General features: G+C 72.9%; 11 protein-coding genes. 10 read left to right on the top strand and 1 reads right to left on the bottom strand.

Annotated elements, in window-relative coordinates; translation table 11 throughout:
* Positions 1-2 precede the first annotated feature (2 nt).
* Positions 3-2,264, bottom strand: coding sequence for a catalase (locus ACTFTM_RS18735; protein ID WP_449561763.1), 2,262 nt, complete (start codon positions 2,262-2,264; stop codon positions 3-5).
* Between the two features lie 171 nt (positions 2,265-2,435).
* Between ACTFTM_RS18735 and ACTFTM_RS18730 the strand changes: the two genes are divergently transcribed.
* The 10 genes from ACTFTM_RS18730 to ACTFTM_RS18685 all read left to right on the top strand — a co-directional run bounded on the left by ACTFTM_RS18730 (position 2,436) and on the right by ACTFTM_RS18685 (position 14,132).
* Positions 2,436-3,335: an alpha/beta hydrolase family protein gene (locus ACTFTM_RS18730; protein WP_449561762.1), complete on the top strand. Its 900-nt coding sequence runs from the start codon at positions 2,436-2,438 to the stop codon at positions 3,333-3,335.
* 135 nt (positions 3,336-3,470) lie between these two features.
* On the top strand, positions 3,471-4,253 hold the full coding sequence (locus ACTFTM_RS18725; RefSeq protein WP_449561761.1) for an ABC transporter ATP-binding protein: 783 nt from the start codon (positions 3,471-3,473) through the stop codon (positions 4,251-4,253).
* A gap of 58 nt (positions 4,254-4,311) precedes the next feature.
* On the top strand, positions 4,312-5,043 hold the full coding sequence (locus ACTFTM_RS18720; RefSeq protein ID WP_449561760.1) for an ABC transporter ATP-binding protein: 732 nt from the start codon (positions 4,312-4,314) through the stop codon (positions 5,041-5,043).
* 32 nt (positions 5,044-5,075) lie between these two features.
* Positions 5,076-5,954 carry a branched-chain amino acid ABC transporter permease gene (locus ACTFTM_RS18715; protein WP_449561759.1) on the top strand — a complete coding sequence of 293 codons (879 nt, stop codon included), beginning with the start codon at positions 5,076-5,078 and terminating at the stop codon, positions 5,952-5,954.
* Complete coding sequence (locus ACTFTM_RS18710; RefSeq protein ID WP_449561758.1) at positions 5,951-7,063, top strand: branched-chain amino acid ABC transporter permease; 1,113 nt, start codon at positions 5,951-5,953, stop codon at positions 7,061-7,063. Before ACTFTM_RS18715 ends, ACTFTM_RS18710 begins: the two co-directional genes overlap by 4 nt.
* Positions 7,064-7,143: 80 nt before the next feature.
* Positions 7,144-8,430, top strand: a complete 1,287-nt coding sequence (locus ACTFTM_RS18705; protein WP_449561757.1) for an ABC transporter substrate-binding protein — start codon at positions 7,144-7,146, stop codon at positions 8,428-8,430.
* Positions 8,431-8,650: 220 nt separating this feature from the next.
* Positions 8,651-9,262, top strand: coding sequence for a TetR/AcrR family transcriptional regulator (locus ACTFTM_RS18700; RefSeq protein WP_449561756.1), 612 nt, complete (start codon positions 8,651-8,653; stop codon positions 9,260-9,262).
* 69 nt (positions 9,263-9,331) lie between these two features.
* A complete protein-coding gene (locus ACTFTM_RS18695; protein WP_449561755.1) occupies positions 9,332-12,100 on the top strand; it encodes an AAA family ATPase in 2,769 nt (922 codons plus the stop codon).
* A gap of 95 nt (positions 12,101-12,195) precedes the next feature.
* The gene (locus ACTFTM_RS18690; protein WP_449561754.1) at positions 12,196-12,660 is read left to right on the top strand and encodes a MaoC family dehydratase; all 465 of its coding nucleotides are present in this window, start codon (positions 12,196-12,198) and stop codon (positions 12,658-12,660) included.
* A 296-nt stretch (positions 12,661-12,956) separates the two neighbouring features.
* Complete coding sequence (locus ACTFTM_RS18685) at positions 12,957-14,132, top strand: helix-turn-helix domain-containing protein (protein ID WP_449561753.1); 1,176 nt, start codon at positions 12,957-12,959, stop codon at positions 14,130-14,132.
* Positions 14,133-14,402: the final 270 nt, after the last annotated feature.

The raw sequence follows: 14,402 nt of genomic DNA, 5'->3' as shown, positions 1-14,402 counted from the left end.
GGTCAGCCGACCGAGGCGGGGAACCTCTCCCACACCCGGTGCGCGGCCATCAAGCGCTGCACGCCGGTCAGCGCCTCGGCGCCGGAGCCGGCGGCCACGATGCCGGGGGTGCCGGCCACTCCGGCCTGCTCCAGCACGGTGACACCGGCGCCCCACGCGCCGATCGCCTTGGCGTGCCGCCAGCACTCCTCGACGAGGAGCAGCACGCGGGGGTCGACGGTCGCCGCGTCCGGCCGACCGGCCTTGGCGTCGCGGGCGGGCAGCGCGTCGGGCGCGGGCACCGGCGCCCCGGCCAGCAGGAGCGCGTCGAACTCGACCGACCGGCCGGTGGCGAAGGTCCGCTGGACCGTCAGGTCGCCCACCATGCCACCGTGTGGGGCGATCACCAGCGGCACCATGCCGGCCTCGAAGACGGCCCGGCGGACCTGGTCGACGTCGTCCAGGTCACCGTCGGGGTCGACGACGATCCCGACGGTGCGGCCGTCGGCCGGCCACTCCCCGCCGAGCTGCGACAGGGCTGGGCTCGGCGCGACGTCGACGGGCGTCACCGTGGGCTGCGGCACGGGCAGCCCCAGGCCGGTGGCCACCTGCTCGCACAGCACCGGGTCGATGTTGGCGAGGCACTGCAACTGGCGTTCCTTGATCGCCTGGTGGTAGCACTTGCCCAGCTCGAAGGTGTACGCCCGGATGATGTGCTCCCGCTCCACCGGCGACATGCTTAGCCAGAACAGTCGTACCTGGCTGTAGTGGTCGTCGAACGACGCGGGGTTCGCGCGGACCTTGGGCGCCTGCGCCACCGTCACCGGCACGTCGACGAAGGCGTGCTCGGCGTCGCCGGCCGGGAACGGGTTGCCGCCGTCGAGGGAGTTCGGCCGGTACGGCGCCACTCCGGCGTGCACGGCGTGCTGGTGGAAGCCGTCGCGCAGCATGTCGTTGACCGCCGCGTGCGGACGGTTGATCGGGATCTGCGTGAAGTTCGGTCCGCCGAGCCGAGTGAGCTGCGTGTCGACGTACGAGAAGAGCCGCCCCTGCAGCAGCGGGTCGTTCGTGACGTCGATGCCCGGCGGCAGGTGGCCGAGGTGGAAGGCGACCTGCTCGGTCTCGGCGAAGAAGTTCGTCGGCGTCCGGTTGAGGACCAACCGGCCGACCGGTTGGACCCCCGCCAACTCCTCCGGGACGATCTTCGTGGCGTCCAGCAGGTCGATGCCGGCGAAGGTCTCCTCGGGTGTGTCGGGGAAGACCTGGATGCCGAGTTCCCACTCGGGGAACGCGCCCGCCTCGATGGCGTCGTAGAGGTCCCGGCGGTGGAAGTCGGGGTCGATGCCGCCGAGCATCTGCGCCTCCTCCCAGGTCAGGGAGTGCACCCCGAGCTTCGGCTTCCAGTGGAACTTGACCAGCACCGTCTCCCCGGCCTCGTTGACCAGGCGGAAGGTGTGCACACCGAAGCCCTCCATGGTCCGGTACGAGCGCGGGATGCCCCGGTCGGACATGTTCCAGATGGTGTGGTGCTGCGCCTCGGTGTGCAGGGAGACGAAGTCCCAAAACGTGTCGTGCGCGCTCTGCGCCTGGGGGATCTCCCGGTCCGGGTGCGGCTTCGCGGCGTGGATGATGTCGGGGAACTTGATGGCGTCCTGGATGAAGAAGACCGGCATGTTGTTGCCGACCAGGTCGAAGGTGCCCTCGTCGGTGTAGAACTTGGTCGCGAAGCCCCGGGTGTCCCGGACGGTGTCGGCCGAGCCGCGCGATCCGAGGACGGTGGAGAACCGGACGAAGACCTCCGTCTCCCGACCCTTCTTCAGGAAGCCGGCCCGGGTGACCGCCTCGGCGGTGCCGTAGGCGGTGAACACCCCGTGCGCGCCCGCGCCCCGCGCGTGCACCACGCGCTCCGGGATGCGCTCGTGATCGAAGTGCGTGATCTTCTCGCGCAGGTGGTGGTCCTGGAGCAGGACCGGACCCCGGGGGCCGGCCTTGAGCGAGTGGTCGGTGTCACGCAGCCGCGCCCCGTTCGCCGTCGTCAGGTACGCGCCCTGCTGGCCGTTCGCGGTCGTCGGCGCGCCGGTCTCGGCGCCGGTGGGCGTACGGGTCTGCGGCGCGCCCTGTTCCGTCTTGGGCGGCAGCGGGTCGTGGGGCGAGGTCGGCTCCTCGACGGTGGGCGGCGCGCTGCCGGGTGCGCCCGGCACGTCCGGCGTGAGGGCGTCGGCGATCTTCTCGGAGGCGGTCTTCACGACGTTCTTGACCGCCTCGGCGGGCTTGCTGGAATCCACTGGGCGAACCTCTCCCTGGAGCGTTTGAGCAGGCCCCTGCACCCCTACCCCTGCCTTGAGGGTCGAAACGCACGATAAATCCGGGACTGGTGATTTCACCGATGCGCCGGTCGACCCGGGCAAAGAACACTGACGAACGTCGATACCGCTCGACTCTAGGGAGTGCCCGACGTGTCGTCACCAACCACCACCCGTCCCCGTTCCCTGCCCGCCCGAGCCGCCCGGCTCGCGCTGGCTGCCACCCTGCTCGTCACCGGCGTCCTCGTCGGACCGACGGGCGCCGCCCAGGCGGCCGGCCCGTACGAGCGTGGCCCGGCCCCGACCACCGCGATCCTGGAAGCCAGTCGCGGTCCCTTCGCCACCGCCTCGCAGAGCGTGTCGTCGCTGAGCGTCACCGGCTTCGGCGGCGGGGTCATCTACTACCCGACCAGCACCAGCGAGGGCACCTTCGGCGCCGTCGCCATCTCGCCCGGCTACACCGCCGCCTGGTCCAGCATCAGCTGGCTCGGCCCACGGATCGCCTCGCACGGCTTCGTGGTGATCGGCATCGAGACCAACACCCGACTGGACCAGCCGGACAGCCGTGGCCGGCAGTTGCTCGCCGCGCTGGACTACCTCACCCAGCGCAGCTCGGTGCGGAGCCGGATCGACAGCAGCCGGCTCGCGGTGGCCGGCCACTCCATGGGCGGCGGAGGCAGCCTGGAGGCGGCCTCGTCCCGACCGTCGTTGCAGGCCGCGGTGCCTCTCGCGCCCTGGAACACGGACAAGAGCTGGTCCGAGCTGCGCGTGCCGACGCTGATCATCGGCGGCGAGAGCGACACCGTCGCGCCGGTCGCCACGCACTCCATCCCGTTCTACAACAGCATCCCGTCCTCGGCCGAGAAGGCCTACCTGGAGCTGAACGGGGCGAGCCACTTCTTCCCGCAGACGGTCAACACCCCGACGGCGCGGCAGATGGTGGCCTGGCTGAAGCGGTTCGTCGACGACGACACCCGCTACGAGCAGTTCCTCTGCCCGGGCCCCAGCGGGTCGCAGATCCAGGAGTACCGCAATACGTGCCCGAGCGCCTGAGCGCGCACGTGCAGGGACGGTCGCCCCACGGCGGCCGTCCCGGCCGTTCGGGCACATCGAAGGGTCTTGACGCGATCACCGAGAAACGTACACTGCGAGTGTAAATAACACCCGCCACGGCAGAGGGATGGGTGCATGGAGCGCGGCCTCGAACTGCACGACATCGGCGTCCGTTTCGGCGGCCTCACCGCCCTCGACCACGTCTCGCTGCGGGTGCCACCCAACCGGGTGGTCGGCGTGATCGGGCCCAACGGCGCCGGCAAGACCACCCTGTTCAACGTGGTCTGCGGCTTCGTCACGCCGCAGACGGGTTCGCTCACCCTCGACGGTCGGCCGCTGCGCCCCCAACCCCACCGGCTGACCCGGCTCGGCATCGCCCGGACCCTCCAGGGGACCGGGCTCTTCGCCGGGCTCAGCGTGGTGGAGAACGTGATGGCCGGCGCGTCCCACACCGCCCGTGCAGGTTTCGGCGCCGCGCTGTTCGGGTTGCCCCGCAGCGACCGCGACGAGCGCCGGCTGCGCCGGCACGCCATGGACGTCCTCGACGGTCTGGGCATCGCCGAGCACGCCGAGGCCGCGCCGGGCACGCTGCCCTTCGCCGTACGCCAGCGGGTCGCCCTGGCCCGCGCGCTCGCCGCGCGACCCCGGCTGCTGCTGCTCGACGAACCCGCCGGCGGCCTCGGCGCCGACGACATCGCCGAGCTGGCGGACCTGATCCGACAGCTGCCCCGGCGCGACGTCGACCCGTGCGCGGTGCTGCTCGTCGAGCACCACATGGACCTGGTGATGGACGTCTGCGACGAGATCGTGGTCCTCGACTTCGGCCGGGTGATCGCCTCCGGAACGCCCGACGAGGTCCGCGATGACACGGCGGTCACCGACGCGTACCTGGGCGCCCTGGTCGAGGAGACAGCGTGAGCGCGAGGAGTGAGCCGGGTTTGCGAGCCCCGCAGTTGCGAACGGAAGAAGGCTCAGCGTGAGCGCGAGGAGTGAGCCGGACCTGCTCGTGGTCCGGGGGCTGGTGGCCGGTTACGGCGCCGCGCCGGTGTTGCGGGCCGTCGACCTCACCGTGCCGGCCGGCACCATCGCCGCCGTCGTCGGCGCCAACGGCGCCGGCAAGACGACGCTGCTGCGGGCGCTCTCCGGCATGATCCGGCCGGCCGCCGGCCAGGTCGTCCTCGCCGGGGAGGACCTGCGGGGTACGCCCGTGGAGCAGCTGGTGCGGCGCGGCATGGCGCACGTCCCGGAGGGCCGGGGCGTGATCGGCGAGCTGACGGTCGACGAGAACCTGCGGCTCGGTGGGCTGTGGCGGCGGGACCGGGCCGACGCCGGCCGCGCCCTGGACGAGGTCTACGAGCTGTTCGAGCCCCTCGCGCGGCGTCGCCGCCACCTCGGCCACCAGCTCTCCGGTGGCGAGCGGCAGATGCTCGCGCTCGGCCGGGCCCTGGTCGGCCGGCCGCGCCTGCTGCTGCTGGACGAGCCGTCGCTGGGCTTGGCGCCCCGGGTCGTCGCCCGGATCATGGCCCTGCTGCGCCAGTTGCGGGACCGGACCGGCCTGACCGTGCTGCTGGTCGAGCAGAACGTGCGCAGCGCCCTCGCCGTCGCCGACCAGGGCGTCGTGATGTCCCTCGGCCAGGTGGTGATCGCCGCCCCGGCGGCGACGCTGCGCGACGACGTCGACCTGCGCCACGCGTACCTCGGTTTCTGACCAGCATCGATGTCCCCATGGAGGGAGGACACGTGGACCGCTTCGTCTTCCTCACTGTCGACGGCCTGTCCCGTGGCGCGGTGTACGCCGCGTTCGCGCTCGCGCTGGTGCTCATCTGGCGGGCGGCCCGGGTCGTCAACTTCGCCCAGGGGGCGATGGCCGTCGCCGCCTCGTACGTCGCGTACTCGGTGTCCGCCGCGACCGGCTCGTACTGGCTGGGCTTCGTCGTCGCGATCGTCGCCGGCCTGCTGCTCGGCGCGCTGGTGGACCGGGTCGTGATGCGGCACGTCGACCACGCGTCGCCGCTCAATCCGGTCATCGTCGCGCTCGGCCTGGTGCTGCTGATCCAGGCCGTGCTGGGCATGGTGTACGGCAACGAGTTCCGCCCCGCCGACGTCCCGTTCAGCCGGTCCGCCCTCACCGTCGGCGGGGTCGCCGTGCTGTCGCCGTACGACCTGTTCGTCTTCGCCGCGATCGCCGTGGTGGTGTGCGGGCTGGGCTGGATGTTCGCCCGTACCTCGATCGGGTTGCGGATGCGCGCGGCGGCGTTCGCGCCGGAGGTCTCCCGCCTGCTCGGGGTGAACGTCGGCGGCATGTTGACGCTCGGCTGGGCGCTCGCGTCGGGTGTGGGCGCGCTCGCCGCGATGCTGGTCATCCCCACCGAGCTGGGCCTGCACCCGCACGCCATGGACCTGGTGTTCGTCTCGGCGTTCACCGCGGCGGTGGTGGGTGGTCTGGACAGTCCACCAGGGGCGGTCGTCGGCGGCCTCGCGGTGGGGCTGTTGCTCTCCTACGTCAGCGGGTACGCCGGCAGCGACCTCACCCCCCTCGCGGTGCTCGTCCTGCTGCTGGCGGTGCTGCTGGTGCGTCCCGGCGGACTGTTCGCCCCGGTCACGGCGAGGCGGGTGTGAGCGCGACCCGGGCGGTCCTGCCGCCGAAGCAGCGGCCGGCCGACACCGACGAACGCCCGTCCGAGCCCCGACGGGGCTCCACGCTCCTGCGGCACCTGGCCGTGGCGCTCGCCGTCGGGGCGCTGCTCGTGGCGGTCAGCTACGCCGTCGAGCCGTTCCGCAACTTCCAGCTCGCCACGATCGCGGCGTACCTCTGCGCCACCGCCGGGTTGACCGTCCTCACCGGACTCAACGGGCAGCTCTCGCTGGGGCACGGGGCGTTGATGGCGACCGGGGCGTACACGGTGGCGCTGTGTCAGAACGCGTTCCTCGACCGGGGGTGGACCGGCGGCTGGCTGGTGGCGCTGTCGCTGTTCGCGGCGGTGCTGGGCACGGTCGCGGTCGGCGCGGTGGTCGGTGTGGCGGCGGCCCGGCTGCGCGGCCCCTACCTGGCCGGGGTGACGCTCGCCGTGGCGGTCGTCGTGCCGGCGCTGGCCGTCACCTTCGACGGCGTCCTGGGTGGCGAGCAGGGGTTGTCGGTGCCGGTGGAGCCGCCGCCGCTGGCGCTCGGCCCCTACTTCCCGTACGAGCGGTGGCAGCTCTGGATCTCGGGCGCTGCCACGCTGCTGGCGTTGCTGCTGCTGGCGAACCTGGTCCGTAGCCGGTACGGGCGGACGTTCCGGGCCGTCCGCGACGACGAGGTGGCGGCCCGCCTCGCGGGCATCCACGTGGCCCGTACGCAGGTCCTCGCGTTCGTGGTCAGCGCCGCGACCGCGGGGCTCGGCGGCGGCCTGCTCGCGGTGCTGGCGCAGAGCGTGTCGCCCGGGGCGTTCTCGCTGACCCTGTCACTCTTCCTGCTGATGGCCGTGGTGATCGGCGGTCTCGGCCGCCTCGCCGGCGCGCTCTGGGGGGCCGTGCTGCTGGTCGCCCTGCCCGACCTCACCCACTCCGTGACCGAGCTGCTCACCCTCTCGCCGGCGGTGGCGCAGCGGCTCGAGGGCAACCTCCCGCTGGCGATCTTCGGCGTCACGTTGATCGTCGTGATGATCGCCGCGCCCGGCGGCGTGCAGGGCCTGTTGGCCCGCCTCGGCCGGGTGCTGCTGGCCCGCTGGCCGGCGCGACGTTCCTGAGCTGTCCCCGGCCCGGCCCTCGCCGGGCGCCCCACCACACCGCTCCCACCCAACCGGACCGAGAAAGGTCGGTGTCTCCCATGCACCCTACGGCGCGACGCGGTCTCGCGATCGCCAGCACCATCGCCCTGCTCATCGCCGCTGCCGGCTGTGGCGGCGACGACGGTCCCGCCTCCGGCGGGAGGTCGGTGCCGGGGGTGACCGACACCGAGATCGTCGTCGGCACCCACATGCCGCTCACCGGGCCGGCCTCGGCCGGCTACTCCAAGATCGCCCCTGCGACGAAGGCGTACTTCGACTACGTCAACGCCAACGGCGGCGTGCACGGCCGGAAGATCACCTACAAGGTCATGGACGACGGCTACAACCCGGCGAACACGCAGCAGGTGGTACGCCAGCTCGTGTTGCAGGACAAGGTCTTCGCCATCCTCAACGGCCTCGGCACGCCGACGCACAGCGGGGTGCTCGACTTCCTCAAGAGCAACCGGGTGCCGGACCTCTTCGTCGCCTCCGGCAGTCGTAGCTGGGACCAGCCCGACACCTATCCCGGCACGTTCGGCTTCAACCCGGACTACACGGTCGAGGGGAAGATCCTCGCCAACTACGCGAAGTCGAGCCTGGCCGGCCAGAAGGTCTGCTTCCTGGGCCAGGACGACGACTTCGGCCGCGACAGCCTGGCCGGCGTGGAGAAGGTCCTCGGCGCTCAGGCGGTGGCGGTCAAGCAGACGTACGTCACCAGCAACACCAACGTCGCGCCGCAGATCGGCGCGTTCAAGGCGGCCGGCTGTCAGGTCGTCATGCTGGCAACCGTGCCCGGCTTCACCGCGCTGTCCATCGGCACTGCCGCGCGGCTGGGCTTCAAGCCGCAGTGGCTGGTGTCCAACGTCGGCGCCGACCAGCCGACCCTGGCCAAGCAGCTCGGCGCCGCCGCGCCGCTGCTGGAGGGCATGGTCGGCACCAACTACCTGCCGATGCAGAACGACACGGCGAACCCGTGGATCCAGCTCTTCATGAAGATCAACAAGTCGCACAACGGGGACGCGCCGTTCGACGGCAACACCGTGTACGGCATGTCGGTCGGCTACCTGTTCGTGCAGGTGCTGCTCGCCGCCGGCAAGGACGTCACCCGCGAGAAGGTCGTCGACGCCGTCGAGAAGGGCGGTTTCCAGGGCCCGGGCCTCGCGCCGCTGCGCTTCGCCGCCGACGACCACTCCGGCTACGGCGGGCAGCGGCTGAGCCGGGTGAGCGGGGGAGTGCAGAGCTACTTCGGGCCGACGTACGAGACCGACGAGCGGGACGGACCGGTCCGGGAGTACACCGCCGCGCCGGTCGCGCCTCCCGCGAACGGGGTGCCGACCGTCTCCTGAGCGAGCGCCGACATCGTCGTACGGCCCGGCGATCACCCCGTCCGGGCCGTACGACGACGCGTTGACCAACACCTTCCAGCTCTCATACTATTTGCACCGTGAATGCAATCCGGCCGGCCCGGATGACGCCGCCCACGCGTACGGGACGTGTCCCGATCATCGCCTGTCTAGACTCGTCGCAGAGCCGGACGACACCGTGGCGGTGAAGGGGCGGGGGCGGATGAACAGGGTCGAGACGCCGGCGCGGGTCGACGGACGGACGGCCCGCGCCGAGCGCACCCGGGCGGCCATCGTCGAGGCGCACCTGGCGCTCATCGCCGAGGGCGACCTGCGACCCACCGGCGAGCGCATCGCCGAACGGGCCGGCATCTCGCTGCGGACGCTCTGGACCAACTTCAAGGACATGGAGACGCTCTTCGAGGCCAGTGGCGCGGAGGTGCTGCGCCAGCAGGATGCCGCCTACCGGCCGATCTCCACCACGTTGCCGCTGGCCAAGCGGGTCGACGCGTACTGCCGGCAGCGGGCGCGGCTGCTCCAGCTCATCGCGCCGTCGGCGCGGGCCGCGCAGATGCGCGAGCCGGTCTCCGAGCAGCTGCGCCGCAACCGCGTCAAGCACGTCGACCGGGTCCGCGACGAGGTCGAGCAGCTCTTCGCCGCCGAGTTGGCGCGCGCCGGGCGCGAGCGTGGCCAACTGCTCAACGCGGTGGTGGCGGCGAGCATGTGGCCGGCCTGGTCGATGCTGCGCTACGGGCTCGGTCTGGGCGTGGACGCCGCCCGCGCGGTGATGACCCGGACGGTGGGCGCGCTGTTGGCCGAGGTCGCGGCCGACTGATCCCAGCCTGTCCTCTTTCCATCCGCTTATGGATGAGTGACACTGTGACGCATGGTTACTGCATCACGAGTGCAAATAACTGTGCTGCGCGGCCGGGACGGCCAGTGCGCGGCCGTCCGGAGCCTGCTGGACGGCGTCACCGACGGTGGTGGCGCTCTGCTGCTGCACGGCGAGCCGGGGTCGGGCCGGACCGCGTTGATCTCGTACGCCCACCGGTACGCGAAGGACTGCACCGTCCTGGCCGCGGCCGGGCTGCCCGAGGAGGCGATGCTTCCGTACGCCGGCCTGCAACGCCTGCTCGACCCGGTGCGCGACCGCGCGACCACTCTGCCCGAGGAGCGCCGCCGCCTGCTGTACCGGGTCATGGACGGGGAGGGCTGTCCGCCCGAGCGCCGGCTGGCCCTGTCGGTGGCCGTTCTCGGGCTGCTCGCCGCGACCGCCCGGGAGCGTCCGCTGCTCGCCACGATGGACGACGTGGACCGGGGTGACCCGCAGACCACGCAGGTGCTCGCCGTCGTTGCCCGCCGGCTGCGGCAGTTGCCGGTCGTCGTCCTGCTCACCGCGGACGCGACCGCCACCGTCGACGGGCTCGCGACCCACCGGCTGGCCCCGCTGAGCGAGCGGGACAGCATCGCCGTCCTGACCGACCGACTGTCCGAGCGGCCCGCCGTTCCGGTCGCCGCCACGCTCGCCGCGGTCGGCGGCGGTAACCCGCAGGCGCTCGTGGACATCGCCGGCGTACTCACCCTGGCGCAGGGGCGCGGTGAGGAGCCGCTTCCGGCCGCGCCGCCGGCCGACGGCGCGTTGGGACGCTCCTACCGGGCCCGCCTCGACCGGCTGCCGCCGGACACGCGCCGGATGCTGCTGCTCGCCGCGCTCGACGAGTCGGACGACCCGGCGACGCTGGTCCGCGCGGCCGAAGCCGCCGGCATGGCCATCGAGGCGCTGGCGCCGGCCGAGGCCGCCGGGCTGGTCCGCGTCGAGTCGGGCGGCGTCACCTTCGCGCAGCCCCTGGCCCGCGCGATGGTCGCGGCCGCCGCTCCGCTCGCGCAGCGGCGGGCCGCACACCGGCTGCTCGCGGGCGTACTCGATCCGCTCGGCCAGCGGTTACGCCGGGCGATGCATCTCGCCGACGCGACCTCGGGCGCCGACCCGGTCCTCGCCGCCGAGTTGGAGCGGGCGGCGTCCGGTGGACGCAACGGCTGGGCCGTGGCGTCGGCGGCGCTGTGCCGGGCCGCCGCGCTCAGCGACCACCCCGACGACGCCGCCGCCCGCCTGCTCGTCGCCGCCCGCTACGCCTGGGCCGGCGGGCAACCCGGCCAGGCCCGCCTTCTGCTCGACCGCCTCCGCGCGACCTGCGCCGATCCGGTCGTCGAGGGCGCGGCCGGGCTGCTGCGCGGCGAGATCGACCTTCGCTGCGAGGACGCCACCGGCGCGGCGGCCACCCTGCTGTCCGCCGCGCGGACGGTCGCCGCCGTCGACCGCGCCCGGGCCATCCAGGGGCTGGCACGTGCCGGTGAGGCCGTCTGCTTCGCCGGCGACCAGTACCGGTACGCCGAGGTCGGCCGACAGGCCGCCGCGCTCCGGCAGCGGGACGACCCGCCGGCCGTGGAGCTGACCGGATGCCTCGTCACCGGGGTGGCGGCCACGCTGCGGGGCGACCACGAGCGGGCCGGCCCCGCGCTGCGCCGGGCCGTCGTGCTCGGTGGCCGCCTCACCGGGCCGGAGTTGACCCCGACCGCGCTCGCCTGCGCGGCGGCGGCCGGGCTGGTGGTGGCCGTGGACGGCGCCGCGCACCGCCTCGCCGAGCGTGCCGTCGGGTTGGCGCGCGAGCGCGGCGAGCTGTCCATGCTGTCCCGCGCGCTGGAGTTGCGGGCGGTCGCCGAGTACTGGCTGGGCCGGCACGAGGCGGCGGCCGAGACCTCCCGCGAGGGGCTACGGGTGGCGCGGGCCACCGGGCAGGTCAACTGCGCCAACGTCCACCTGGGAATGCTCGCCGTGCTGGCCGCCGTACGCGCCGACCGGGAGAGCAGCCTGCGACGGATCCGGGAGATCGGTACGACGCCGGTGCCGGGCAGCCGACCGCACGCGCTCGCCGGATGGGCGCTGGCCGTGCTGGACCTCGTCGACGGTCGGCACGCCGAGGCGGCGACCCGACTCGCGTCGCTGGCCCGGCTCGGCACCGGTCGGGGGCAGGTGCTCGTCCAGGTGATGGCCACGCCGTACCTGGTGGAGGCCGCCGCGCACCTGCCGCACCGCCCGGCGGCGACCGCCGCGCTGGCGGCCTTCGACAGGTGGGCGAGCAGCACCGCGAGCCCGCTGCGCCGGGCGCTGTCGGCCCGGTGCCACGCGCTGCTGGCGACGCGGGGCGGCGTCGAGGCCGAGCGGGAGTTCCGGACGGCCCTGCGGTTGCACCCGACGGAGGCCGGCGCGTTCGAACGGGCCCGCACCGAGCTGCTCTTCGGTCAGGAGCTGCGGCGTAGCCGACGACCACGGGACGCCCGGGAGCACCTGCACCGTGCCCGGGAGGCGTTCACCCTGCTCGGGGCCGGTCGCTGGGCCGAGGTGGCCACGGCCGAGCTGCGCGCCGCCGGGGAGTCGGTCGGACCGCCGGATCTGCCGGCGGCACGGCTGCTGACCGGTCAGCAGCTCCGGATCGCCCGACTGGTCGCCGAGGGCGCGACCAACAAGGAGATCGCCGCCCGGATGTTCCTGTCCACGCGGACGGTCGACCATCACCTCCGCAACGTGTTCCACCGGCTCGGGATCCGCTCGCGTACCGAGCTGGCCCGCGCGTTCGCCACTGAACAGCACGCCGGACTCGCCGTCGAACGGTGAGCGCCGTCCCGCTCTGGACGGCGTTAACTATCACCGCTAGTTTGTGCGTCAGGCGAGCGCCCGCTGCCACCCGCCAGAGCACTAAGGACACCCGCATGCGCGTCTTCACCTCCGTCGACGAGCTGACCGCCGCGGTCGGCGAGACCCTCGGCCCCGGCCCCTGGCAGCGGATCGAGCAGGACCGCGTGAACCTGTTCGCCGACGCGACCGACGACCACCAGTGGATCCACGTCGACCCGGAACGCGCGGCGGCCGGTCCCTTCGGCGCCCCGATCGCGCACGGCTTCCTCACCCTGTCGCTGGTGCCGGCCCTGGCCGGCCAGCTCTACCGCGTCGAGGGCGTCGCGATGGGCGTCAACTACGGGCTGAACCGGGTGCGCTTCCCCGCACCGCTGCGGGTCGGCGCCGCCGTACGCGCCAGCGCGGTCATCGCCGAGGTGTCGCCCGTCAGCGGTGGGGTGCAGCTGGTCACGGCGGTGACGGTGCACAGCGACGGCGGCGACAAGCCCGTCTGCGTCGCGGAGACGGTGAGCCGCCTCTACCGCGCGGCGAGCCGCTGAGCGGTCGTCCGACAGCGTGGCTGTCCGCCCTTGCTGGGGCGGTGATCCCAGCCTGCGACGGGAAGTGACCCTCGGTCACCTCTGTGGGGGGCGGACGCGGTGGTAGGCGATATACCTCAGAGTCATATTCATACCTCTGGGGTATACCGCTCAACAGCACATCGACACAGCGGGCAGCCGAACTCGCGCGCCGAAGCCAGCCCGGCCAGGCACACCGGCGGTACCTTCGAGATGGCGGCCCGCCAATGTAGAGGCCGGCGGGGCCGCCATTCCCGTCCTCTACTGGGAGCGCCGCCATGACGGCCCACGTCGACCCACGCTTCGGCGCCACACTCCGGCAACTTCGTGAACAGGCCGGACTGTCCCTGCGGGCGCTCGCGCAGCTCACTCACCGCGGCAAGAGCCATCTCCACGAACTGGAGAATGGCAGCAAGGCGGCCACCTTCGAGACCGCCCGCCACCTCGACCAGGCACTCAACGCAGGCGGCAAGCTCGCCCGCCTGGTCGCCGCTCCCGTCGACCACGAAGCCGAAGCGGACGACCTGCTTCAACGGGTGTCGGGCGGCGACGTCAGCGCGGAAACTCTCAACCGCATCGAGCAGGGTGTCGACGAACTCGCCATCCGGTACCCGACCACCGCCCCGGTCGACCTGCTGCCGATGGTGCGCCGGCATCTGGCCTACGTCACCCGCCTGCTCGACGGGCGGGTCACCCTCGCCCAGCAGCGGCGTCTGGTCGTCGCCGGTGGATGGCTGGCCGTTCTGCGGGCCACCGTGCACATCGATCTGCAACAGCCGAGCGCCGCATCCGCCCACCTCGCCGCCGCGTCCGTACTGGCCGGGCACGCCGAGCACCGGGAGATTCAGGGGTGGTGCCTGGAAACCCGCGCCTGGGAGGTACTGACGCTCGGCGACTACCGGACCGCTCTCGCCCTGTCCCAGCAGGCGCAGCAGGTGGCGCCCGTCGGCAGTTCCGCCCACATCCAGGCGACAGCGCAGGAGGCGCGAGCATGGGCCCGGATGGGTGCCGTCCGGGAGACGCGCCGGGCGCTGGACCGGGTGGAGCGGTTGACGGCGAACCTGCCTGTCCCGGACCGGGCCGAGCACCACTACCGATACGACCCGGCGAAAGCTGAGGCGTACACGGCTACGACGCTGGCGTGGGCCGGTGACCCCGGCGCGGAGCAGGTCGCCCGGCAGGTGCTGGCCAACTTGGATCCACGCGGAGACGGCGGGGAACGACCTCGACGGTCGGCGTCGGCCCGCCTCGACCTTGGCCTCGCACTGGCTACCAAGGGCCGCCCCGATGAGGCGTCAGCGTTCGCCACCGCGGCGGTCACCTCTGGACGAGTGGTGCCCTCCAATTGGTGGCGGGCGCGGGAGGTGTTGCGCCGCGTCGAGCAGACGGGCGCGCCCGAGGCCGCCGATCTACGGGACGTGATGAAGGAGTTCGGCCCAGCCCGGACCGAGTAGCGGACAGGTTCGGCGGACAGCGGACGCTCGGCGAGTTCAGAGCGCCGTTGACGGCCCGTAACGTCCCGGCTACGGGACGACGGTAGCGAACATCCGACACGACGTGATGATCAACCAACTGCCGCAGTTCCGCTAGGAAGGGCGAAGGCGGTCGCGCTCCACGGAGCTGGCCGCCTTCGCTCCCGAGGCGAGGGGCGTGCAGATGATCCGCAGACTCGTATCCGCAGTAACGGGCCGGGCGGCCGCTCGTGGTGGTCCGCCCGTCCCGCC

It is taken from the genome of Micromonospora sp. RB23, from assembly GCF_053585025.1.
This window is presented reverse-complemented; position numbering and strand designations above follow the sequence as displayed.

What these genes read in the sequence shown, in the direction of transcription:
- ACTFTM_RS18725 (WP_449561761.1), top strand. Translation starts at nt 3,471, where the DNA reads ATGGAGCGCGGCCTCGAACTGCACGACATCGGCGTCCGTTTCGGCGGC.
- ACTFTM_RS18705 (WP_449561757.1), top strand. Translation starts at nt 7,144, where the DNA reads ATGCACCCTACGGCGCGACGCGGTCTCGCGATCGCCAGCACCATCGCC.
- ACTFTM_RS18700 (WP_449561756.1), top strand. Translation starts at nt 8,651, where the DNA reads ATGAACAGGGTCGAGACGCCGGCGCGGGTCGACGGACGGACGGCCCGC.
- ACTFTM_RS18690 (WP_449561754.1), top strand. Translation starts at nt 12,196, where the DNA reads ATGCGCGTCTTCACCTCCGTCGACGAGCTGACCGCCGCGGTCGGCGAG.
- ACTFTM_RS18685 (WP_449561753.1), top strand. Translation starts at nt 12,957, where the DNA reads ATGACGGCCCACGTCGACCCACGCTTCGGCGCCACACTCCGGCAACTT.